Origin of the sequence: Streptomyces sp. SDr-06 (genome assembly GCF_003324565.1) — a bacterium.
Lineage (GTDB): Bacteria > Actinomycetota > Actinomycetes > Streptomycetales > Streptomycetaceae > Streptomyces.
In genome coordinates this window covers 367,523-388,328 of the sequence record NZ_QOLA01000003.1, presented here as the reverse complement: position 1 = coordinate 388,328, position 20,806 = coordinate 367,523, and the positions used below count along the sequence as shown (strand labels likewise).

Annotated in this window: 20 protein-coding genes; 10 read left to right on the top strand and 10 right to left on the bottom strand. The window is 71.3% G+C overall.

The genetic code is table 11. The annotated features are described in order from the left end of the window. The first annotated feature begins 212 nt into the window (after positions 1 to 212). Positions 213 to 1,661 carry an argininosuccinate synthase gene (gene argG, locus DT019_RS10155; RefSeq protein ID WP_114036375.1) on the top strand — a complete coding sequence of 483 codons (1,449 nt, stop codon included), beginning with the start codon at positions 213 to 215 and terminating at the stop codon, positions 1,659 to 1,661. Between the two features lie 224 nt (positions 1,662 to 1,885). Here argG and DT019_RS10145 read toward each other — a convergent pair whose 3' ends face one another. Then, on the bottom strand, positions 1,886 to 2,176 hold the full coding sequence (locus DT019_RS10145; protein WP_114036548.1) for a winged helix-turn-helix transcriptional regulator: 291 nt from the start codon (positions 2,174 to 2,176) through the stop codon (positions 1,886 to 1,888). A 139-nt stretch (positions 2,177 to 2,315) separates the two neighbouring features. Between DT019_RS10145 and DT019_RS10140 the strand changes: the two genes are divergently transcribed. After that, positions 2,316 to 2,873, top strand: coding sequence for a carboxymuconolactone decarboxylase family protein (locus DT019_RS10140; RefSeq protein ID WP_114036373.1), 558 nt, complete (start codon positions 2,316 to 2,318; stop codon positions 2,871 to 2,873). A 250-nt stretch (positions 2,874 to 3,123) separates the two neighbouring features. Continuing rightward, positions 3,124 to 4,344 (top strand): GNAT family N-acetyltransferase, encoded by a 1,221-nt coding sequence (locus DT019_RS10135; protein ID WP_114036372.1) that lies wholly within the window; start codon positions 3,124 to 3,126, stop codon positions 4,342 to 4,344. 12 nt (positions 4,345 to 4,356) lie between these two features. On the opposite strand, the gene DT019_RS10130 is transcribed toward DT019_RS10135, so the two are convergent. Then, on the bottom strand, positions 4,357 to 5,622 hold the full coding sequence (locus DT019_RS10130; protein WP_114036371.1) for a serine hydrolase domain-containing protein: 1,266 nt from the start codon (positions 5,620 to 5,622) through the stop codon (positions 4,357 to 4,359). Positions 5,623 to 5,928: 306 nt separating this feature from the next. Here DT019_RS10130 and DT019_RS10125 point away from each other — a divergent pair, with 306 nt between their 5' ends. Further along, entirely contained in the window at positions 5,929 to 6,357 is a 429-nt protein-coding gene (locus tag DT019_RS10125; RefSeq protein ID WP_114036370.1) for a protein-tyrosine phosphatase family protein, read from the top strand. Positions 6,358 to 6,384: 27 nt separating this feature from the next. On the opposite strand, the gene uppS is transcribed toward DT019_RS10125, so the two are convergent. Beyond that, positions 6,385 to 7,161 (bottom strand): polyprenyl diphosphate synthase, encoded by a 777-nt coding sequence (gene uppS / locus DT019_RS10120; protein WP_114036369.1) that lies wholly within the window; start codon positions 7,159 to 7,161, stop codon positions 6,385 to 6,387. A gap of 162 nt (positions 7,162 to 7,323) precedes the next feature. Between uppS and DT019_RS10115 the strand changes: the two genes are divergently transcribed. Then, positions 7,324 to 8,373, top strand: a complete 1,050-nt coding sequence (locus DT019_RS10115) for a methyltransferase domain-containing protein (protein ID WP_114036368.1) — start codon at positions 7,324 to 7,326, stop codon at positions 8,371 to 8,373. A 61-nt stretch (positions 8,374 to 8,434) separates the two neighbouring features. Here DT019_RS10115 and DT019_RS10110 read toward each other — a convergent pair whose 3' ends face one another. After that, positions 8,435 to 10,300: a gamma-glutamyltransferase family protein gene (locus tag DT019_RS10110; protein ID WP_114036547.1), complete on the bottom strand. Its 1,866-nt coding sequence runs from the start codon at positions 10,298 to 10,300 to the stop codon at positions 8,435 to 8,437. A gap of 134 nt (positions 10,301 to 10,434) precedes the next feature. After that, the gene (locus tag DT019_RS10105; protein ID WP_114036367.1) at positions 10,435 to 12,063 is read right to left on the bottom strand and encodes a phospholipase D-like domain-containing protein; all 1,629 of its coding nucleotides are present in this window, start codon (positions 12,061 to 12,063) and stop codon (positions 10,435 to 10,437) included. A gap of 433 nt (positions 12,064 to 12,496) precedes the next feature. On the opposite strand from DT019_RS10105, the gene DT019_RS10100 reads away from it, so the two are divergent. Continuing rightward, the gene (locus DT019_RS10100; protein WP_114036366.1) at positions 12,497 to 13,666 is read left to right on the top strand and encodes a copper resistance D family protein; all 1,170 of its coding nucleotides are present in this window, start codon (positions 12,497 to 12,499) and stop codon (positions 13,664 to 13,666) included. Between the two features lie 117 nt (positions 13,667 to 13,783). On the opposite strand, the gene DT019_RS10095 is transcribed toward DT019_RS10100, so the two are convergent. The 4 genes from DT019_RS10095 to DT019_RS10080 form a co-directional block, all read right to left on the bottom strand. Further along, complete coding sequence (locus DT019_RS10095; RefSeq protein ID WP_114036365.1) at positions 13,784 to 14,257, bottom strand: RICIN domain-containing protein; 474 nt, start codon at positions 14,255 to 14,257, stop codon at positions 13,784 to 13,786. A gap of 248 nt (positions 14,258 to 14,505) precedes the next feature. After that, positions 14,506 to 15,276, bottom strand: a complete 771-nt coding sequence (locus DT019_RS10090) for an MBL fold metallo-hydrolase (RefSeq protein WP_114036364.1) — start codon at positions 15,274 to 15,276, stop codon at positions 14,506 to 14,508. Between the two features lie 87 nt (positions 15,277 to 15,363). Then, on the bottom strand, positions 15,364 to 16,068 hold the full coding sequence (locus DT019_RS10085) for a rhomboid family intramembrane serine protease (protein ID WP_114036363.1): 705 nt from the start codon (positions 16,066 to 16,068) through the stop codon (positions 15,364 to 15,366). Positions 16,069 to 16,281: 213 nt separating this feature from the next. Next, positions 16,282 to 17,121 carry a hypothetical protein gene (locus tag DT019_RS10080; RefSeq protein WP_114036362.1) on the bottom strand — a complete coding sequence of 280 codons (840 nt, stop codon included), beginning with the start codon at positions 17,119 to 17,121 and terminating at the stop codon, positions 16,282 to 16,284. Positions 17,122 to 17,232: 111 nt separating this feature from the next. Between DT019_RS10080 and DT019_RS10075 the strand changes: the two genes are divergently transcribed. Next, positions 17,233 to 18,045, top strand: coding sequence for a MerR family transcriptional regulator (locus DT019_RS10075; RefSeq protein ID WP_114036361.1), 813 nt, complete (start codon positions 17,233 to 17,235; stop codon positions 18,043 to 18,045). A 51-nt stretch (positions 18,046 to 18,096) separates the two neighbouring features. Here DT019_RS10075 and DT019_RS10070 read toward each other — a convergent pair whose 3' ends face one another. Then, positions 18,097 to 18,501 (bottom strand): VOC family protein, encoded by a 405-nt coding sequence (locus DT019_RS10070; protein ID WP_114036360.1) that lies wholly within the window; start codon positions 18,499 to 18,501, stop codon positions 18,097 to 18,099. 116 nt (positions 18,502 to 18,617) lie between these two features. Between DT019_RS10070 and DT019_RS10065 the strand changes: the two genes are divergently transcribed. The 3 genes from DT019_RS10065 (at position 18,618) to DT019_RS10055 (ending at position 20,773) form a co-directional block, all read left to right on the top strand. After that, complete coding sequence (locus tag DT019_RS10065) at positions 18,618 to 19,622, top strand: helix-turn-helix transcriptional regulator (protein ID WP_114036359.1); 1,005 nt, start codon at positions 18,618 to 18,620, stop codon at positions 19,620 to 19,622. A 154-nt stretch (positions 19,623 to 19,776) separates the two neighbouring features. After that, the gene (locus DT019_RS10060; RefSeq protein ID WP_147267292.1) at positions 19,777 to 20,133 is read left to right on the top strand and encodes a hypothetical protein; all 357 of its coding nucleotides are present in this window, start codon (positions 19,777 to 19,779) and stop codon (positions 20,131 to 20,133) included. Positions 20,134 to 20,248: 115 nt separating this feature from the next. Then, the gene (locus DT019_RS10055; protein ID WP_114036357.1) at positions 20,249 to 20,773 is read left to right on the top strand and encodes a putative immunity protein; all 525 of its coding nucleotides are present in this window, start codon (positions 20,249 to 20,251) and stop codon (positions 20,771 to 20,773) included. Positions 20,774 to 20,806 lie beyond the last annotated feature (33 nt).

Below are 20,806 nucleotides of genomic sequence, written 5' to 3'. Positions count from 1 at the left end.
GTGGAACCTCGACCGTCGACTCCCACCGCCGGAGCGCGGCATGGAATCGATTACACGCACGCATTGGAATCGATTACACGGCGCCCGGACAAGCCCCTCGACGCAGAGCGAGACCTGATCGTGACCGAAGCCGGACCGCTCCAGAGGGCCGGATTTCCGGGAATCCCTCCCACTCGCTTGCATAAACATTCGGAATAATGAATACTCTTCCTATGTCCAAGGTTCTCACCTCCCTGCCCGCCGGCGAGCGCGTCGGCATCGCCTTCTCCGGCGGACTCGACACCTCCGTCGCGGTCGCGTGGATGCGCGACAAGGGCGCCGTCCCGTGCACCTACACCGCCGACATCGGCCAGTACGACGAGCCCGACATCGCGTCGGTGCCCGGCCGCGCGAAGGCCTACGGTGCCGAGATCGCGCGCCTGGTCGACTGCCGGGCGGCGCTGGTCGAGGAGGGCCTGGCCGCGCTCGCCTGCGGCGCGTTCCACATCCGCTCCGGCGGCCGCGCCTACTTCAACACCACGCCGCTGGGCCGCGCCGTCACCGGCACCCTGCTGGTCCGCGCGATGCTGGAGGACAACGTCCAGATCTGGGGCGACGGCTCGACCTTCAAGGGCAACGACATCGAGCGGTTCTACCGGTACGGCCTGCTCGCCAACCCCCACCTGCGGATCTACAAGCCCTGGCTGGACGCGGACTTCGTGACCGAGCTCGGCGGCCGCAAGGAGATGTCGGAGTGGCTGCTCGCCCACGAGCTGCCCTACCGGGACAGCACGGAGAAGGCGTACTCCACCGACGCCAACATCTGGGGCGCCACCCACGAGGCCAAGACCCTTGAGCACCTGGACACCGGTGTCGAGACGGTCGAGCCGATCATGGGCGTGCGGTTCTGGGACCCGTCGGTCGAGATCGACACCGAGGACGTGACGATCGGCTTCACCCAGGGCCGCCCGGTGACGATCAACGGCAAGGAGTTCGCCTCCCCGGTCGACCTGGTCATGGAGGCGAACGCGATCGGCGGCCGCCACGGCATGGGCATGTCCGACCAGATCGAGAACCGGATCATCGAGGCGAAGAGCCGGGGCATCTACGAGGCCCCCGGCATGGCCCTGCTGCACGCGGCGTACGAGCGCCTCGTCAACGCGATCCACAACGAGGACACCCTCGCGCAGTACTACAACGAGGGCCGCCGCCTCGGCCGGCTGATGTACGAGGGCCGCTGGCTGGACCCGCAGGCGCTCATGGTCCGCGAGTCGCTCCAGCGCTGGGTCGGCTCCGCCGTCACCGGCGAGGTGACCCTGCGGCTGCGGCGCGGCGAGGACTACTCGATCCTCAACACCACCGGCCCCGCCTTCAGTTACCACCCGGACAAGCTGTCGATGGAGCGTACCGAGGACTCGGCGTTCGGCCCGGTGGACCGGATCGGCCAGCTCACCATGCGCAACCTCGACATCGCCGACTCGCGCGCCCGCCTGGAGCAGTACGCGGGTCTCGGCATCGTCGGCACCGCGCACCCGGAGCTGATCGGCGCGGCGCAGGCGGCGGCGACCGGCCTCATCGGCGCCATGCCGGAGGGCGGCGCCGAGGTCATCGCCTCCCGCGGCGAGGTCTCCAACGCCGACGAGCTCCTGGACCGCGCGGCGATGGAGTCCGGCACGGACTGATCGCCCGCACCTGCCCGCCCCTCACCGGGCGCGCCCGAGCCCCGCCGATCCGTCCCCCACTGGGGCGGGTCGGCGGGGCTCGTCGTCGTGCGGCCGGACGGGGGTCCCGAACGGACCGACCGTCGTCGTGCGGTCCATGGGGGCCTGGACGGCCGGCCGCCGTACGGGGACCGCCTCCCTGGCCTCCCCGGTCTCACTGACCTCTCCGGTCTCCGACGCCACTCCTAGTCCCCCGGCGTGCCGCCCGCGTCCATCTCCCTCGCCCAGCGCCGGCTCCAGGCACTCAGGGGGCTCAGCGCCTCGACGAGGTCACGGCCGAGCGGGGTGAGACGGTAGTCGGCGCCGTCGAGGGCGAGCAGTCCGGCGCCGGTCAGCTCGTTGATCCGGGTGCTGAGCACACTGGAGGACATGCGCTCGCAGCGGCGCTGCAACTCCCGGAAGCCCGCCGGGGTTTGACTCAGTTCCCACAGCACCCGCATCGTCCAGCGCCGCCCGAGCAGATCCAGTACGGCCATGACCGGGCGGCCCGAGTCGGAGCCCCGCACCGGCACACCCGGCCGGGGCGTGCTCGAATCCCCGCGCTCCATACGTCCTCCTTGTGCTTCGCCTTTCGAAGCAGCATAGTGATGCGAAAATCGAAGCAGGAGGTACGGCATGCCGCGCATCGCACCGCTCCACCCGCCCTACTCCGCCGAAGTCGACCAAGCCCTCCGCCGGTGGATGCCGCCCGGAGTGCCGCACGAACCACTCACGCTGTTCCGCGTCCTGCACCGCCATCCGGAACTGGCCTCCCGGATGTTCGTCCTCGGCTCCGGACTGCTGGGCCACGGGCTCCTCCCCGCCGCCGACCGCGAGCTCGTCATCGCCCGGACCACCGCCCGCGCGGGCTGCGCCTACGAGTGGGGCGTGCACGCCGCTCACCTGGCCGGGCGGGCCGGGCTCACCCCACGACACCTCCGGGCGACCACCGCCCCCGCATCCGCCTTCGACGCCGCGTGGCCGCCCCACCATGCGGCGCTGCTCGACGCGGTCGACGAACTGCACGAGACGGCCCACCTCTCCGAGCCCGCCTGGGACGCCCTGCACACCCACTACGACGACGCCCAGATCCTCGAAATCCTCGTATTGACGGGCTGGTACCGGACCATCAGCTACGTGGCGAACGGGCTGAGGCTGGAGGAGGAAGACTGGGGCATTCCCTTCCCGGGGTAGAACCGACGACGAACTCTGCACGCCGCCATGGAAGATGGTGGCGCTCTGACCGTGTCACCCAGCCCCGGCGACCGGTCGGGTCGCGATGCAGCAGCGAGCCCGAACGCGACTGACAGCGGCGGGAGTTGGCGGGGCACCGGTGACCGGACGGGCGGCGTGCCCTAATTCGCTTGACCTGGTCACCGGTCGGAGCTGCACTGTGGCGGGGCGCCGGGACGCGGTGCCGATATCCCGGGAGGCTGCGCCAGCGATGGAGATACGTACCACGACCGACGAGGACCGCGACGTCTTCATCGACACCCTTTTCACCGCCTTCGGACGCTTCCCGGAGACCCCGAAGGATGACGGCACCGGAGTCTGGTGGTCGGCTCTCGAAATGGACCGCAACCTGCTCGCCGTGACGGCCGACGGGCGCCCCGTCGGCACCGCCGGTGCGTACTCCTTCGAGCTCACCCTGCCCGGCGGGGCCCTGGCCCCGGCCGCCGGGGTGACCGCCGTCGGCGTCCTGCCCTCGCACCGGCGCCAGGGCGTGCTCAGCGCGATGATGCGGCATCAGCTCGCCGAGCTGAGGGCGCGGGGCGAGTTCCTCTCCGTACTGCTGGCCTCCGAGGCCGTGATCTACCGTCGGTTCGGCTACGGACCGGCGACGTACACGCAGCGTCTGACTGTGCCGCGCCACAGGACCGACTTCGCCGTGCCCCGAGCGGGCGCGGTGGCCGACGGCTCGTCGGACGGCTCGGTCGAGGTGCTGCGCCGTGCCGAGTGCGGCGAGATCCTGGAAGAGGTGTACGACCGGTACCGGCGCGCCCAGCCCGGCGCGCTGTCCCGGCCGCACCGCTGGTGGGCGTCGGGCGCCGGGCACCCCCCGATCGCCCTGGCCCCGCGCTACATCGCCCTCCACCGGGACGCCGACGGCATCCCCGACGGTTACGCGAGTTACTCGCTGGGCGAGTCCAACTTGACGGTCGACGAGATCATCGCCACCGACGACGCGGTCTTCACGGCGCTGGCCCGGTGCGTCCTGGGACACGACCTGATCACCGAGGTCGTGTTCAAGCACGTCCCGCCCGGCCACCCGTTGCGCTGGCAGCTGGCGGACTTCCGCGCGGGCGAGGCGGGCAACGACACCGACTGGCTGTGGGCGCGGCTGCTGGACGTTCCGCGCGCGCTGACCGCGCGCGGCTGGGCCACGGACGGCGAGCTCGTCCTGGACGTCGACGATCCGTTCCTCGGCGAGCGCGGCCGTCATCTGCTGACGGTCCGGGACGGCAAGGCGGAGTGCGTCCCCACGGAACGGGAGCCCGACCTGTCCCTGGACGTGAGCGACCTGGGCTCCGTCTACCTCGGTGGCACCGCACCCAGCACGCTCGTGCGCGCCGGCCACATCCGGGCCCACCACCCGGACGCGGCCCCCCTCGCCGACGCCCTCTTCCGCGCCGAGCGCTCTCCGCACTGCCTGCACTGGTTCTGAGGCCCGCCGCCGTCAGCCGGACGAGGGCGATGACGAAGGCGACGAGGACGACGAGGACGACGAATGCGGCTCCTGGACGGTCAGGCCGTACACGTGCTTCGGCGAGACGATCTTGGTGATCGCCTGGCCGAAGAGGGTGCTCGGCTCACTCTTGTCGTGCAGCACGTCGGTGTTGAGGACCATGGCCATCGTGGCCTTGGCCTCGGGCAGGTACACCGTCACGCACTCGTACCCCGGCAGCGAGCCGTTGTGCCCGATCCAGCCCTGGATGTTGACGATGCCCAGGCCGTAACCGGCGCCCGGAATGCCGGTCGGGATGGTCTTGAGGCGCTCGGCCTGCGCCTTGGGCGAGAGCAGGGTGCCGGTGGCGAGGGTGGTGGCCCAGCTCTTCAGGTCGGAGAGCGTGGAGATCATCGCCCCGGCCGCCCAGCCCCAGGAGGGGTTCCAGTCGGTCGAGTCCTCGACCTTTCCGGACAGGGTCTGGTTGGTGTACCCGTGCGCGTGGGGGTCGGGGAACGCCGCGTCGGTCGGGAAGCTGGTGTGGGTCAGACCCGCCGGCTTCACGACCTTCTGCGCGATGTACTCGTTCAGCGGCATGCCGCCGGCCTTCTCCACCACGAGACCGAGCAGGATCAGGTTGGTGTTGGAGTACTGGTAGTCCTTCCCCGGCTGGAACACCACCGGATGCTTGAAGGAGTAGTCCAGCAACTGCTGCGGTGTGAACGGCGCAGTCGGTTTGGTGAGCAGCGCCTTCACGAAGCCGTCGTCGGCGCTGTAGCTGAACAACCCGCTGCGCATCTCGGCCAGTTGCCGCAACGTGATCTTGTCTCCGTTGGGAACTCCCGAGACGTACTTGCCGATCGGATCGTCCAGGCCCACCTTGCCCTGGTCGAACAGCTGGAGCAGGGCGGTCACGGTGAACGTCTTGGTCACGCTGCCGATCCGCATGTACAGGTCCGGCCGCATGGGGGCGCCGCTGGACTTGTCGGCGACGCCGAAGCTCTTGACGTAGCTCCCCTTGCCGGGCGCCGAGACACTCACCGCGACACCGGGGACGTTCGCCTCCCGCATGACCTGCCGGATGGCGGTGTCCAGACGCGCGGCGACGGCCGGGCTGAGGTTGGCGAACTCTCCCTCGCTCGATGCCGAGGCGGACGGGGAGGGGGACGGGGAGGGCGTGACACCGTACGCGCTTCCCGTGACGGCCGGGACGGTCAGCAGCGCGGCCGCCGCGACTCCCACGCAGGCCCTGCGCCATTGGATCCGTGAACACCTCATGGGCAGGCCTCCTGCCGGGCGAGGGGCGTCCGGAGACAGACGTCCGGACGAGGACATCACTCGCCTCCCACGCTAGGCCCGCCGCGCCGCCCCCGCATGGCGGCCCCCGAGTTGCGAACCGGGCAAGTCCGTGCATAGCACCTGGTCAGGCGGGTGCAGCGGGGCGGGACCACCTGGACCCGGCACGAGGCCGCACGGCCCCCCGACGCGATACCGCACCGCCAGCCCGCAGGAGGCCGCGTGCTCCCAACGCCACAACCACGGCTTGCAGTTGGGGCTTCCCCCGCCGAGAGCTAGGCTCACGCGATGAACACGACCTGGGACCCCACGGCGCACGGCGTCCTGCGGCTGCCATCGGGGCGCCTCGTGCGCGGCCGAGGTCTGAGGAGCCCCCTCCCGCCGGGGCCGAAACCCGACTTCGCCCTTTACCTGCGCGGCCGCCGACCGGCCCCGGTCGCGTGGGAGCACCAGTGGATCCGCTGGCCGGATTTCTGGCTCCCGACCGACCGACAGGCCTTCACGAACGCGCTGCACACACTGCTGGCGCGGGCCGGGAACGAGCGCGTGGAAGTGGCGTGCGGAGGAGGCCTCGGCCGCACCGGCACGGCCCTGGCCTGCCTGGCCGCCCTGGACGGTGTCCCCCGCGCGGAAGCCGTCACCTACGTACGGGAACACTATGCGCACCGCGCGGTGGAAACCCCCTGGCAACGACGGTTCGTGACCCGCTTCGAGTGAGCGGGGCCGAGCGGGGCCGGGGCGGGGTCAGGAGCCGTAGCGCCGTTGGCGAGCGGCGAAGCTGCGGAGGGCACGCAGAAAGTCGATCTCCCTGAAGGCGGGCCAGTACGTGTCGCAGAAGTAGAGCTCCGAGTACGCACTCTGCCACAGAAGGAAGTTGGACATCCGCTGCTCGCCGCTGGTGCGGATGACGAGGTCCGGGTCGGGTTGGCCGGCGGTGTACAGATGGCGTGTGAGATCGTCTGCGCTCAGAGTGGCGGCGATCTCGTCGAGACTGCGGCCGGCGGCGGCCTGTTCGTACAGCAAGTCCTTCACGGCATCGATGACTTCCTGTCGGCCGCCGTACCCGATGGCCAGGGTCAGATGCGCGCCGGTCTCGCACTCCCGGGTGGCTTCCACCGCATGCTTGAGCGCCTGCGCGGTGGAGTCCGGCAGCAGATCGAGGGATCCGGCGATGTGCAGTTGCCAGCGGGCGTCGGGACGGGCCAGGTGCTCGGCCGCCACGCTCTCGATGACATCCATGAGGAAGGCGATCTCGGCCTCGCCGCGTCCCGTGAGGTTCTCGGTCGAGCAGACGAACACCGTGACGTGCCGGATGGCGAGGAGTTCGCACCAGGACAGGACGTCCTCGACGTGGTCGGCTCCGTGTTGATGGCCCAGCCCCGGGTGGGCCAGGCCCATCTGACGGGCCCAGCGCCGGTTTCCGTCCATGATCAGTCCGACGTGCCGGGGCACTGGCCCGGCCGCCACCTGTTTGCGCAGCTTCTTCGCGTAGAGGGAGTAGAGCGGCCCCGTGATGTCCATGACGTCCTTTCGCGTGACCAGCGAGCGGGTCGGAGAGCGGGACCGCCGTCGCGGCGCAAACCTGGCAGGCTCAACCGCCGTCCAGCCCCTCGGGCATACTACGAGGCGACTGACACGCGGCGCGTGTCATTGCGGCAATCGACCCGAGGGAAGTCACCGGAGATGCAGACGACCGACGCACAGTTGCTGATCCTCTGCGCCCTCGCTCCAGGCCCATTGCACGGGTACGCCATCAACACCGCGGTCGAGGAACTGACCGGCCGGCGGCTGGGTCGCGGCAGCCTCTCCAGCGCCCTGAGCCGACTGGAGGGCAAGCAGTTGATCGAGGCCCTCCCCGCCCAGGGCAGACAGCGTCCTCTGCGCCTCACCCCCGCAGGCCGTCAACTCCTCGAGCGGGAAGTGGATTCCGCGGCCCGCCTCACGCGACGCTTGTTCGAGACCGCGGTGCCCGACAAGGCCGACTACCAGCAAGGGTTGGCAACGACCGAGTCCTCGCGTGCCTACAAAAGCGTCATGCTCCAGGCGCTGGCCGCCGGCCCCGGACACACTGCTCTGGATCTCGGCTGTGGCCCTGGAAGTGACCTGGCCGCCCTCGCGGAGGCGGTGGGTCCCTCGGGCCTCGTCCTTGGCGTCGACCACGACCCGCACATGGTGAACCGGGCCGGCGGCGGGCTGGAAGGGCGCCCAACAGCATCCGTTCTCCTGGCTGACCTGCACGCGCTGCCCGTAGCAGGATCGACGGCCGACCGCGCGTGGATCGACCGAACGCTTCAACACGCCGCCGACCCCGACCGGGTGCTGGCCGAAGCACACCGTGTGCTCCGTCCCGGAGGGCGCCTGGTGATGGCCGAGCCCGACTGGGAATCCCTGGTCTTCGACCACCCGGATCCCGGAGCATCGCGCGCCTACACCCGGCACATCGTGGACCGGATCGTCCCCAACGCCCTGATCGGACGCCAGCTGGTGCGGCGCGCGGCACAAGCCGGGTTCGATGTCCGCGACGTCATCCCCGTCACTTCAGTGCTGAGGGATCCCCGCCAGGCGGATCGGATCTTGGGGCTGCGGCGCAACGCCGAACGAGCCGCGGAAGCGGGCTACCTCACCACCGCGTCGGCGCAGGAGTGGCTGGACGCACTGGCCGGCGAGCCGTTCTTCGCCACGGTCACCCTCTATGTGGTGGTTGCCGATCGGCCCGCAGGGGGCCAGGCGTGAAGACCATGGGGGCGTCGCGCCACACCCCCTCCAGAAGCGGCCGGGTCCACCAGCCGCCCGCTCACCGCCCCACCGCATACCCCTGCATCCCCCGCGGGTTCGCCGCCGCCGAGAGGATCTGGGTGCGGGGGTCGCGGGCCACCGCGCACAGTCTGCCTTCGGACCAGGGGGCGCCCGCCACGACGTCATGGCCGCGTCGGCGCAGTTCGGCGAGGACCTCCGCGTCCATCCGGGATTCGACGGTCACCCGGCCGGGGCGCATGCCGCGTGGGTAGAAGGAGCTGGGGAAGCTGTCGTTGTGCCAGTTCGGGGCGTCGATGGCGCCCTGGAGGTCGAGGGCGCCGCGCACCGGCGCACGCAGCGCCACCGCGAGGAAGAAGTGCAGCTGCCACTGGTCCTGCTGATCACCCCCGGGCGTGCCGAAGGCCAGCGTGGGGACGCCGTGGCGCAGGGCGAGCGACGGGCTGAGCGTCGTGCGCGGACGGCGGCCCGGCGTGAGGGAGTTCGGCAGGCCCTCGTCCAGCCAGGCCATCTGAAGACGCGTGCCGAGGGGAAAGCCCAGTTCGGGCACGACCGGGTTGGACTGGAGCCAGCCCCCGCTGGGCGTGGCCGCGATCATGTTGCCCCAGCGGTCCACGATGTCGAGGTGGCAGGTGTCGCCCCGCGTGCCGCCGTCCGCGGCGGTGTCCGGATCGCCAGGCACCCGGGCCCGGTCGGTCGGACCGTCCGACGGGGAGTCCGTGCGCCGATGCGGGCTCCTGGCGGTAGTGGGTTCGCCCGCTCCCGGCACGCCCGGCCCCGGCACATCCGTGATCACCGTGTGCGCGTACCGGCTCATCCGGGGCGCGCGCCCGCCCGGGCTGCCGGGGCGGAGCTCGTACGAGGCCTCATGGCCGATCAGCTCGCGGCGCTCCGTGTTGTACGACTCCGACAGCAGTTCGTCCATCGGTGTCCGGGCGGCGTCGCCGTACCAGGCCTCGCGGTCGGCCATGGCCAGCTTGCAGCCCTCGGTCAGCAGGTGGACGTAGTCGGCGGAGGCGTAGGGCGGCAAGTCATCGGGAAGCAGCGCGAGTTGCTGGAGCAGGGAGGGGCCCTGGCTCCAGGGGCCCGCCTTGCACACGGTCCACTCCCGCCAGTCGTACGTCGCCGGAGCCTCGTACGTCGCGGACCAGGAGGCGAGGTCGGCGGCGGTCAGCGTGCCGGTGTGGCGCACTCCGCTCGTGTCCATCGTGGGCCGTCGGGACTGGCGGACGAGGGCTCGCGCGATGAAGCCCGAGCGCCACACCTCCCGCGCCTTCTCGATCTGGGCGACCCTACCCCCGGCGACCGAGGCATCGGCGATCAGGCGCCGCCAGGTCGCGGCGAGCGCCGGGTTGCGCCACCGTTCGCCCGGCCGCGGCGGGCGCCCCTCCGGCAGGTACACCTCGGCCGACGTGTGCCATTCGGTCTCGAAGAGGGTGCGTACGGTCTCCACCGTCTCCCCCACGCGCTCCACCGGAGCGTGACCGTCCTCCGCGTACGCGATCGCGTAACTCAGCACGTTTGCGAGGGATTTGGTGCCGTGGTCGCGCAGGAGGACCATCCACGCGTCGAACGCGCCGGGCACGGCCGCCGCGAGCGGGCCGGTGCCGGGGACGAGCTCCAGGCCGAGCCCGCGGTAGTGCCCGATCGTGGCGCCGGCCGGAGCCACGCCCTGCCCGCACAGCACCCGCACCTCGCCGCCCGCCGGAGCGAGGAGGATCGGCACCTCGCCCGCCGGCCCGTTGAGGTGCGGCTCGACGACGTGCAGGACGAAGCCCGCGGCGACGGCGGCGTCGAAGGCGTTGCCCCCGTCCTCCAGGACGGCCATCGCCGACTGCGAGGCGAGCCAGTGCGTGGAGGACACCATGCCGAAGGTGCCCTGAAGGGTGGGTCGGGTCGTGAACACGTTCGCTGCCACCTCGCCGTCCGGAGCGCTCAACCTGACGTCCGACTATGGCATTCGCGGGCGGGGACGGGGCTCGCGGGCCCCTTCCCCCTCACCCCCGCACCGCCCGGGACGTCGCGGCGCCGGTCCCGCGGTCAGCCCTGGCAGATACCGCGCTCGAAGTCGACCGTCGCGGACGCCTGCGAGAACTGCCACTGTGGGGACAGGAGTTGGGCGTCCAGCTCCTTGGCCGCGGCAGGGCTCTCCACCACGTAGCCGAAGTCCTGGAGCCATGACGGGTAGAGGTTCTTCGACCCGATGTAGAACGCGGAGTCGTCGACCGAGATCAGCTTGTGGTGCTGCGCGTAGGGGTGGCCGTCCGCCCACTTCGGGTTGGCCGAACCGCGGAAGGTGGCCAGTTGGAGGTTGGAGCACATCGCCGTGCGTGCCGCGGCCCGGTCACCGGTGAGCAGTGCGAGCCGCTCGCGCAGGGTGTCGCTGATCTCGGAGAGCGACTTGATCTGCGAGTAGCCGCCGCTGCCCACGGCGCCGCGGTTGGCGGGGTCGCTCACGACGATGCGGACCTTGACCCCGGCGGCCAGCTTCGCGGCGAGGGCATCGTACGTCCGGATGTCGTAGCGGGGCAGCGGAGGGCAGGTGGCGTTGAGGTCCTGCTGCGAGATCTCGACGTGCTGCCTAGCGCTGGCGATGAGCGCGCGCAGGGCGCTCTCCTCCGGGTTGACCGTGTCGTAGTCACGGTCGGCGTTGGTGTTGTCGTGCAGCCCGACGACGCACCTGGTGTCGGGCGCGGTGGGCAGGGTGGGACGGAACGCGGAGGCCGGATCGTCGCGCTGGATGCCGACGCCGAGCCCGCCGACGGCGATCACCGGCACACCGCCCGGTGACGTGGCGGGGGCCGGGTCCCGCGGCAGCGACGGCATGCATCCGGCACCGTTGGACGACGCGAACCACACACTGGCGATGTTGCTCTTGTTGCGGCAGGTCCAGGACCACAGCTCGTCCAGGTACTTGCTCGCGGACGCGGCGGCGGGTCCGGCAAGCGCCAGGTCGACGTCGGAGACCGGGTGGGCGGTCTCCAGGTAGTCGTCCTTCCAGCTGTTGATGCCTCCGGTGACCACCGACCGGCCGTCGACCACGAGGAGCTTGGCGTGGTTCCAGGAGAACGCGGTCTTCGACGTCGTCATGGACGCGACGTTCAGGTTGATGTCCTTCGCGGCCGCGCCGAGCCGGTCGACGAGCGTGTCGCGGTACTTCGACGGCACGACGTTCAGGTGGTAGACCGGAGCCGCACCCACCAGGATGCGCACGTTGAGCTTGTGCCCGGCCGCGGCCGACGCCTTGAGTCCGGCCACGACGGCGTCCTGGAACGCCCCATTGGGAAAGGGCGCCAGGGTCGATATGTCGACGGTGCCCGTCGCGCCCGCGATGTTCTCGGTGATTTTGGCGAGCAGCCGCCGGGTACCGGGGCGATCGGCGCACTTGTCGTCGCCCCAGCAGCCGGGGGTCTGCAACAGCCAGTCGCCGCCGCCCGGCGTCGACGCGTCGAGGGAGTTGCCCTCGGTACGTTCCCAGACCCGCCCTTCGAGCCCCGGGGAGACCTGCCGGAGCGTCCGCTCGACCGCGTCCAGGTGCGGGGTGGCGCCCGCGGGCCCTGGGTCCGCGACGGCGGGGACCGCGGGCAACAAGGCGGCCAGCAGGGCGGGGACGGCGGCGCGTGCGGCGACGACGGAGACGGACGGACGCTTGCGCGGATGACGAGCCAATTCGCGTTCCTTGCTCAAGGGGAGTACTGCCGCCGCGAAGAGCGACAGCAAGATCAACTCGCGGAAAGCTATCAGCCCGTCCGCCGGGTCGAATGTCCGTGGATGCGAGATCTGGCCGGGAACAGACGGTGGGCCGAACAGCTCGTCAGGGTCGCGGTCCGCCACGGGCCCTTGTTCATCTTCATCCTGGCCGGAGGGTTGGCCTCAGCGCCGACGAGCCGCCGCCCGCCTCACCGGCATACCGGGATGTTCCGGAGCGTGCCCGGCCCAACCGCCCACCAGAGAGCGGCGGTTGACGCAGCCACTCGCGCAGCTGGTGCGCCGAGCCTCCCAGGGTTCACGGGAGGCACGGCCCGGAAGCCTTGACCGATGGCTCACGGAATCCGGAATCAGCGCCCCCCGCACAGCAATACTTAGGTTAGCCTTACCTCTCATGAACCTCGTTCACCTGGCCGCCTCGGCCGGATACACCACGCCCCCGCTCTGGCGAATCCTCACGAAATCGGGCTATTTCGCCGGACTGTCCGCGGCCATTGGCGCGACGGTGACATACGCGACGACCGTGCGCCCGGCGCTGCGCGCACCGGGGAACGCGCGGGGCGACATCGACGTACTGCGTCGCCGGACGGCCGCGTATCTGGCGTGGGCGGGGGTCGTCCTGTTGGTGTCGGGCTACTTCCAGCTCGCCGGGCGCGTGGCCCGGGCCGGGCAGGGCATGCCGTTCGGCGAGGCGCTCACGCCGGGGAACATCTGGGACTTCCTTCGCGCACCTGGGGCCAAGGGCGCATGGGTGGCCCAGGGCACGATCTACATCGCGCAGAACGCCGTCCTGCTCCTGGCGTCGGCCGCACTGGTCGCACTCTTCCTCCCCCGGGTGCGAAGACACCTCGACGTCGTGGCCCTCACTGCCCTGCCTCTGACGATCGCGGTGTCCCTCGTCGCCGCGATACCGGCCACCGCGCCGAAGAACGCGGAGAAGGTGGTCGACCTCGTCTGCGACCAGATCCACATCGTGAGCGGCACGGTGTGGATCGGCGGCCTGGCCGTCCTCGCCGCCCTCGCCACCAGCCGCGGCCGGCTGAGCGAGAACGCGGGGGCGCTGTGGGCGGACCTCTGGCGCCGCTTCAGCCTCGTCGCGCTGGTCTGCGTCGGCGCCGTACTCACCTCCGGTCTGTGGATGACCTGGAAGCACGTCGGCGCCATCGGGCAGCTGTGGAGCACGAGTTACGGGCTCTTCCTGCTCATCAAGGTGGCGCTCGTCCTGGGCATGGTCACGGCCGGGGGCGTCAACCAGTTCTGGCTGATGCCCCGCATCGCCCGGGCCCGCCGCGCCGACGCCACGAGCTCGCTCCTGCACCTGACGCTGCGGCACTTCCCGAGGGTCGTGTGGGCCGAAGTCGCCCTGGGAGTGGCCGTGTTGGCCGTCGTCCCCTTCCTCACCGGCTCGGCCCGCTCCGAGGCGGGCAGCCCGCCGCCCGTCACGAGCGGCAGCATCATCGCGACGGGAGCCGCCCTGGTCCTCACCCTCGCTGCGTCCCTCTGGATCACGGCGAGGACGTCCGACGCGCTGGCCCGGCGCGGGGGCCCGGCCGTCGCCGCCTGACTCGTACGGGACTTCACCGCGGTGGCCCGCACGGACACGGCCTTCGGGAGCGAGGGCCGGTCCGCGTCCCTACGGGTTCACCGCGGCGGAGGGTGTGTCACCTCAGCTCGGTGGGGCTCACAGCCACAGCTGGTAGTCGCCACCGTTGCAGGCCAGCATGTAGACCCGGTCGCCGTTGCTGTCGAGGCACTCGTGGGTGGCCTTGTTCTTCAGGTTCCAGCCGTGCCCGGTGTTGATCTCCTCCCAGCGCTGGTAGTCGTTGCCGTTGCAGGGCTCCATGTAGGCGTCGTGGTCGGTGTAGGCGACCAGGCAGTAGCCGGGGTCGTACTTGCTCCGCTCCAGCCACGTCCCGTCGCCGTTGTTCACGTCGTGCCAGTCGGTGTCGCGGTCCGAACAGCCGGTCCGGAGCGTGACGTCGGTCGGGTGGCCGTTGTTGTCGTAGACCGGGTACAGGCAGTGGTCGCTCTTCTTGTGCACCCAGTGCGTGTCCGAGTCCGCGTGCGCCGCGGACGTCATGGCCACCACCAGCGCGGGTGCCAGCAGTGCCGTACCGACAGCCTGAGCGACGCGCTTTCCGCGCAGTCCGAGCATGGTCAATCCCCTGTTTTCTGTCGTGTTCCGTGGTCGACGGAGCGCCCGCACCACCCTCCCGGGGTCCCTGGGCGCTCCTCGCCGGCTCCCCACCGGCGTTGCGGCCCACTCTTGTTCAGCCGGGGACCGGGCGACAGCCGCCCTGAACCTCCCGGGAGGCGTCCCATCCGTCTCACCCCTGTGAGCAGGCACTTGGGACACCACCCACCGGCAACCGGGGACGTCCCGCACCGTCGGCGGGCCCCGGTCTAACCGATCGAGAAGGTCAACCCGGGTGCGGCGTGCTCGACGGGACCGTCATAAACGGCCGAGGCGCGAGCCACCGCCTGCCGCGGGGTGAGCGCGCGGCCCACGTGCGTCACGACCAACCGGCCCACCCGCGCCGCGCGGGCCGTGCCACCGGCGTCTTCGGGCGTGTGGTGCACCCGCTCCTCTCCCTCCTGCGCGTGCGCGCTCTCGGCCTCGCACAGCAGCACATCGCACCCCTCGGCCAGCCGGGTCAGGTTCGTGCAGGGCGCCGTGTCCCCGGAGTAGACCAGCGACCGGCCTCCGGCCTCGACGCGTACGGCGAAGGCGGGCATGCCGTGGCGCACGGTCCGGCTGGTCAACGCAAGTTCCCCGACGCGCACTTGATGCCCGTCGTGCAGCTCGTGGACGGCGAAGGCGGACTCGACCGGGCTGCGCCGGGGGCCGTTGGTGAGGAAGTGCGCCAGCCGGTCGGCGGTGCCCGGCGGGCCGTACAGCGGGATGGGCGCGGTGAGCCGCAGGTCGGCGTAGAGCGCCGCGTAGTAGGCGGTGAGCAGGTCCGCGCTGTGATCGGCGTGCAGATGGGAGAGCCAGATCGCGGCCACCTCGTCGAGCCGGACGTGCCGCTGGAGCTGTGCCAGCGTCCCGCTGCCCGCGTCCATCCAGATCCGGGTGCGGCCGCTGGACACGAGGTAGCCGGAGCAGGGGTTGTCGACGCTCGCGTACGGAGTCGCGCTTCCCAGGACGGTGAGACGAAGGGGATCACTGGCCATCCGGGGAGTCTAGGGAAGGGCCCGCGTCGGCTCCGTGCCGGTCCCCCGGACGAGGGGCGACTCGGGGTCGTTCAGACTCGGGGTCGTTCAGAGGAGACCCAGGTCGCCGAGTTCCTTGTGGAGGTCCGCGCGGCCGGGATCGAGCGCGGCGCCGGAGCTTGCGTCCCCGGAGACGGCCGCGGGACGGTGGCGGTCCCGCAGGAGGTAGGCGCCCACCATCCCGCCGACCAGGCCGCCGAGATGCGCCAGCCAGCTGACGCCCGGGGTGCCGGGGACGGCGACCGTCACCAGATAGGCGAACGAGGCCGCCATGACCACGCCGATCAGGGTGTCGATCAGCCGCCGGTCGAACAGGCCGCGCAGGACCACGTATCCGAAGTAGCCGAAGACGAGGCCGCTGGCGCCGACGCCGAGGGTGTGGGAGCCCTGGAACACCCAGACGGCGAGCCCGCTGGTCACGGCGACGAGCAGGGTGAGCCACAGGAAGCGGACCACGCCGCGGTACGCGGCCAGGAACCCGAAGACGAACAGCGGGCCGGAGTTGGCCTCGATGTGGCTCCAGCCGAAGTGCAGGAACGGAGCGACCAGGATGGCCCCCAGTCGGCCCGGATCCTGCGGGATGACACCGAAGTCCGTGTCGAGCCGGTAGCCAGACAGCCAGTTGACGATCTGCAGGGCCCAGACGACCACCATGAACCCGAACATGACGAAGAAGGCCTTGCGTGCCTCCGCGATCATCTCCTCGGCGCTCTGCTGCCCCGCCCGGTCCCACCCCTCCAGCAGCCTGCCCATCGATTGCCCCCTGTAGCCATCACCCCGAAAACCCTGGAAATCCATTCTAAAGCCGCGAGAAGGCCCGACGCGGGCCGACGGATCGGGCCCGTCGGCGGTCCCGGTCGAGGACGCGTCGCACGAAGCGGGTGATGCCACCGGGCCATGTGACGAACGGGGACGCGGAGGCGGCGTTGACGGGCTCGTCCCAGGCGGTGGCGGCGCCCTGGGTCCTCAGCCGATGGGCTTGCGGATCTCGTCGCGTACCTTGGCGGTCAGCCCGGCCGCCTCGGCGATGTCGATGTCGGCGGCCTTCTGTCCGGCCGACGCGGGGCTGACGACCGCCACGCTTCCCACCGTATTGCCGTCGCCCCAGGCGCACATCGGAAAGGTGACGCTGAGAGCACCTTGCGACTTGGTCAGCACCTGGCAGTGGATCCGGACCTCCGACCCGGCAGGCGTGGCGTCCTTCGCCGGGACCGCGACCGTGGCGCCGTCGGCTTCCCTGGCGCCTCGCAGCATGCTGTCGCGCTCCCGCTCCGGGGACTTCACCCTGCCGTAAATGCCGGACAGCACCATCGACGTACCGTCGCCCTTGGCTCCCGCGTACTGGCCCACCGCCGCCCGCGGATCACGGATGTCCGCCTGGGAGCTCCCCTTGAGGCCCTCCCTGCCCTTCTCGGACAGGTCCTGGGCGAGTGTGTACTGGCCGTTCATCAGCGTGGGCGGCACGGTGAGCCGGTACTTCGCCTCGGGAAAGCCACCGGCCGCGCCGAGAAGCCGGTTCACGGAGAAGCCCAGGCCGCCGAGCACCACCAGCACGACGGCGATGATGCCGACCACCAGACCGGCCCGGCTCCTGCGCGGCGGAGGCGGCCCCATCGGAGGCACGCCCCAGCCCTGCTGCGGGAACTGCGGTTGCTGGAAACCCTGTTGGGCGTACGGCTGCTGCGGCCAGGGCTGCTGCGCTCCGTAGGGACCGGGCGCGGGAGGCCCCGGCGGCGGGGCTCCGTAGGGGCCCTGGGGCTGGGGGTGGTAGGGGCCCTGCGACGGGGGCGGAGGCGGCATGCTCATGCCGCTGAACGCTACTTGACCTCGACAAAGGGACGGCCGCCGGGCCAGCAGATCGCCGAACGGTACGTTCTTGACCCTCACACCGTGTCAGGCGCTCAACTCGGAGACATCATGTTCACCATCGGAGACTTCGCCCGGCACGGCCGCGTCTCGGTCCGGATGCTGCGTCACTACGACGCGACCGGACTGCTGCACCCGGCCCACGTCGATCCCGCCACCGGCTACCGGCACTACACGGCCGCCCAACTGGCCCGCCTCAACCGCATCATCGCGCTCAAGGACCTCGGGTTCACCCTCCAGCAGGTCCAAGAGATCCTCGACGAGAAGGTCACCACCGAGGAACTGCGCGGCATGCTCCGGCTGCGGCGGGCCGAACTGGAGGCCGCGAGGGAAGCCGCGGTCACCCGGCTGGTCCAGGTCGAGGCGAGGCTCCGGTCCATCGAGAGCGAGGGGCACATGCCCGGCAACGACGTCGTCATCAAGAGCCTGCCGTCCGTCCGCGTGGCCGAACTGACCGGTGTGGCACCGGACTTCGACACCATCGGCCCGGTCATCCAGCCGCTGTACGAGGAATTGTTCCGCCGCCTCGACGCGGCGGGTGTCACGCCGAGCGGTCCCGGCGTCGCGTATTACGAGGACACCGCGGACGGCGGCATCCTGGTCCACGCCGGCGTGGAGGTCACCGCGCCGCCCGGGGAGAACGCCGGGCTGCGGATCGTGGATCTGCCGCCGGTCGACCAGGTGGCGACCATCGTCCACCACGGCTCGATGGAGGCGATCCTGCCGACCGTCCAGACCCTGGGCCGCTGGATCGACGCCCACGGCTACCGCTCGACGGGCTACCCCCGGGAGATCAACCTGGAGTGCCCGGCGAACCGGGACGAGTGGGTGACCGAGCTCCAGGAGCCGGTGGCCAAGGTCTGACACGGGCCGGGCGCGGAGACCACTCGCACGGACACACGCGCCCCGCCCCCCTCAACGGGCGACCCGCTCCCGGGCGGCGGGGGTGACGGGTGTGAAGAAGTTCACCAGGTTGCCGTCGGGGTCGCGGACGAGCAGCGAGCGGTTGCCCCAGGGCATCGTGGTGGGCCGCTGGACGAGGTCCTCGCCCCTGCCTGAACCGGTCAGGGTCCGGTGGACCTCGTCCACGTCCTCGACGAGGAACTCCAGGATGACGCTGCGGTTGTCCGCCGGGCGCGCCGCACCGGGCGCGAACATCGGGACCGTGCGCGTGCTGCCGATCGCGAGCGTGGCGGCGGCGGTCCTGAGCTCGGCGAAGTCCTCGGTGGACCAGTCCGCCCGCACTCCGGTGGCGTGCTCGTAGAAGGCGACGAGGCGGGTGATGTCGCCGGTGATGATGCGGACCGAGACGAAGTTCATGGGTTCTCTCCGTGAGCGAAAGGGGTGGGGGTGGGGAGGGCCGTTCGGGGCTCTGACCACACGCTATGACCAATACCGGACAGAATCCGCCCGGTATGTGAGAGAGACTTCCGGGTATGGCCCGACCCACCGCGCGCGTGCTCACCCTGCTGGAACTTCTGCAGTCCGGCGGCACCCGGACCGTCGCCGAACTCGCCGGACAGCTCGGCGTGGACGAGCGCACGGTGCGCCGGTACGTCCAGCACCTCGTCGACCTCGACGTGCCCGTCGAGTCGGTCCGCGGCCGCTATGGCGGCTACCGCCTCGTCTCCGGCTACCGCATGCCGCCGCTCATGCTGAGCGACGACGAGGCGCTGGCGGTGCTCCTCGGCCTGGTCGCGGGTCGGCGGGCCGGTCTCACGACGAGTTCGGGCGCGGCCGGCGAGACGGCGGCGGCCAAGGTCCGGCGGGTGCTGCCCGAGCGGCTCGGCCATCGGCTGGACGCCGTGCTCGCCACCCTGGCGTTCACGACCCCGCCGAACACACCGGCCGCTCCGCGGAGCGCGGTGCTGCTCCCCCTCGCCGACGCGGTGCGCCACCACCGCCCCGTCTCGATCCGGTACACCACCGCCGACGGCCGACGCGGCGAACGCACCCTGCACCCGTACGGGCTCGTCAGCCACGCGGGCAGGTGGTACGTGACGGGCACGGACCCCGCGATCGGCGAGGACCGGACGTTCCGGCTGGACCGCATCGCCGATGCGCGGGCCCTGGCCGGCTCATTCGTGCCGCCCGCCGGGATCGACCCGGCCGAGCGCGTCCTGGCGGGGCTCGCCACGGCCCCGTACCGACACGAGGTGACCCTGCGGGTCCAGGGGACGGCCGAGCAGATCCGTGCCCGCCTCCCCGCCGGTCTCGCCACCCTGACGGAGTTGCCGCCCGAGAGCGGCGGGGAGGAGGCGAGCTGGTTCCGCGTCGAGCTGCGGGTGGAGCGCCTCGACTGGCTGCCTGCCGTACTCGCCTCGCTGGACGGCCCGTTCGTCATCGAGCGCCCGGCCGAACTCCGCACCCTCGTCACGGCCCTGGCCGACCGCCTGACCGCCGCGGCCCGGCCCCCTCGAAACGGCGGGGCGCGCCCGTGAAGCACTCGATACCCTGGGCGATCCCGCACCAGCGGGCCATCGCAGGCGCTCGTACAAGATCGGGGATGACCGGGGAATGTGGGTCCGGATCGAGAGGCTGCCGCAGCGCTCTATCGCGACGGCCGGAGCCTCCCGGTCACCGCTGAAGGTCCGCGTGCACTCGGACGTCGGCACCACCGTGGCGGTGTGGTGCGGTGCTCCGGAGGAGGCGGACGGCGGGCATCACATCGAGTGGAGCGTGGACGAGAACCTCCTCTGGGGCCACAACACGCAGCTGGCCGCCGTCGCCGAGCCCGGCGTCCGGCAGGAGCGCGAACAGGTGGTCCTACGCGGTCGGCTCGCCCTCACCTCGGACGGCCTGGCGACCCTCGACGTGGGAGGCGCGCACATCCTCTTCGACCACCTGACCCGTCCGCCCGGCGTGGCCCCGCCACCACAGGGCGGCGACGGCACCTGGGTGGAGATCCGTGTCGCGGCGGACAGCGTCGGCGCCTGGCCTTTCCAGCTCTGACCAGGAAGCGCATCACCCTCAACCCGCTTGAAGGAACGGTGAGTTCACGCCAGCACGTTCGGACCTCAGGGCCCCTCCCGCTCAGCCCCGGCACCACGACCGGCAGGATGTACGCGTGAACCAGGTGACCATCAGCGAAGAAGACCGCCGGGAACTCGCACTCTGGGCCGCCGACCACGTCGAGCCGGTGTTGCCGCTCTTCGAGGCACGCGCCCCCTCCGACTCCCGCCCGCGCGAGGCCATCGAGGGCATCCGCGCCTTCGCACGCGAAGGAAAGCGGCGCGGGCAGCTGCGTACCGTGGCGTGGGCCGCGCTCGCGGCCGCTCGCGACCTCACCGACCCGGCCGCCACGGCCGCCGCCCGGGCCGCGGGCTACGCGGCGGCGACTCCGTACATCCACCCCCTGGCCACCCCGCACCAGTCGAAGCACGCGCTGGCGCCGGTGGTGTACGAGGCGCGGGCCAGAGAACTGGCGGCGGGCGGGGACGCGGGGGTCGGTGACGAGGAGATCCGGCGAGCGATCGGGAGCGCACCGGCCCGGGTACGCGGCCTCGTCAGCAGAATGCCGCCCCGCAGCCCCGGTCGCAGCCGCCTGGACACGTTGTACTACGTACTCGACGCGGCTCTTCGCGAGGAGTAACCGCCGACCCGTGACGCGGTGTTGAGCCGGGGC

Excerpts from the sequence above, each read along its gene's own strand:
- DT019_RS10095 (WP_114036365.1), bottom strand. The coding sequence starts at position 14,257 with ATGCTCGGACTGCGCGGAAAGCGCGTCGCTCAGGCTGTCGGTACGGCA.
- uppS (WP_114036369.1), bottom strand. The coding sequence starts at position 7,161 with ATGGACATCACGGGGCCGCTCTACTCCCTCTACGCGAAGAAGCTGCGC.
- DT019_RS10090 (WP_114036364.1), bottom strand. The coding sequence starts at position 15,276 with ATGGCCAGTGATCCCCTTCGTCTCACCGTCCTGGGAAGCGCGACTCCG.
- DT019_RS10140 (WP_114036373.1), top strand. The coding sequence starts at position 2,316 with ATGCCGCGCATCGCACCGCTCCACCCGCCCTACTCCGCCGAAGTCGAC.
- DT019_RS10145 (WP_114036548.1), bottom strand. The coding sequence starts at position 2,176 with ATGGCCGTACTGGATCTGCTCGGGCGGCGCTGGACGATGCGGGTGCTG.
- DT019_RS10100 (WP_114036366.1), top strand. The coding sequence starts at position 12,497 with ATGAACCTCGTTCACCTGGCCGCCTCGGCCGGATACACCACGCCCCCG.
- DT019_RS10065 (WP_114036359.1), top strand. The coding sequence starts at position 18,618 with ATGGCCCGACCCACCGCGCGCGTGCTCACCCTGCTGGAACTTCTGCAG.
- argG (WP_114036375.1), top strand. The coding sequence starts at position 213 with ATGTCCAAGGTTCTCACCTCCCTGCCCGCCGGCGAGCGCGTCGGCATC.
- DT019_RS10135 (WP_114036372.1), top strand. The coding sequence starts at position 3,124 with ATGGAGATACGTACCACGACCGACGAGGACCGCGACGTCTTCATCGAC.
- DT019_RS10070 (WP_114036360.1), bottom strand. The coding sequence starts at position 18,501 with ATGAACTTCGTCTCGGTCCGCATCATCACCGGCGACATCACCCGCCTC.
- DT019_RS10125 (WP_114036370.1), top strand. The coding sequence starts at position 5,929 with ATGAACACGACCTGGGACCCCACGGCGCACGGCGTCCTGCGGCTGCCA.
- DT019_RS10115 (WP_114036368.1), top strand. The coding sequence starts at position 7,324 with ATGCAGACGACCGACGCACAGTTGCTGATCCTCTGCGCCCTCGCTCCA.
- DT019_RS10075 (WP_114036361.1), top strand. The coding sequence starts at position 17,233 with ATGTTCACCATCGGAGACTTCGCCCGGCACGGCCGCGTCTCGGTCCGG.
- DT019_RS10085 (WP_114036363.1), bottom strand. The coding sequence starts at position 16,068 with ATGGGCAGGCTGCTGGAGGGGTGGGACCGGGCGGGGCAGCAGAGCGCC.
- DT019_RS10130 (WP_114036371.1), bottom strand. The coding sequence starts at position 5,622 with ATGAGGTGTTCACGGATCCAATGGCGCAGGGCCTGCGTGGGAGTCGCG.
- DT019_RS10080 (WP_114036362.1), bottom strand. The coding sequence starts at position 17,121 with ATGAGCATGCCGCCTCCGCCCCCGTCGCAGGGCCCCTACCACCCCCAG.